This is a genomic window from Oceanicaulis sp. UBA2681 (genome assembly GCF_002354675.1).
GTDB lineage: Bacteria > Pseudomonadota > Alphaproteobacteria > Caulobacterales > Maricaulaceae > Oceanicaulis > Oceanicaulis alexandrii.
In genome coordinates this window covers 213,432-213,690 of record NZ_DEMB01000012.1, presented here as the reverse complement: position 1 = coordinate 213,690, position 259 = coordinate 213,432, and the positions used below count along the sequence as shown (strand labels likewise).

The window sequence follows — 259 nt, the reverse complement described above, 5'->3', positions numbered from 1 at the left end:
CGAGGGAGTCTGTCTGCGGGCTGAGCTCAGGGGCGGCGGGCGCCGTCACTTCACGGCTTTCAACCGAAACCTCGGTCGTCGTCTGGCGCGGAGAGGCCGTATCAGACTGATCGGGTTGCGGTCGGGTCTGCACGCGCGCTTCCTGCGCTTGCAATAGGGCAGCGTTGGTGGAGGCGTCCAGTCGGTCACCCACCGCCTGGCCGAAGCCCTCGGCGGCGGCGGAACGAGTCTGGCGGTCGTCGCCAGCGCGGTTCTGATC

Annotated in this window: 1 protein-coding gene; it reads right to left on the bottom strand. The window is 68.7% G+C overall.

Features of this window, described 5'->3' with window-relative positions:
• Positions 1-259: hypothetical protein (locus tag B3M53_RS10550; RefSeq protein WP_286800375.1), on the bottom strand; the 259-nt coding region annotated here is incomplete at both ends.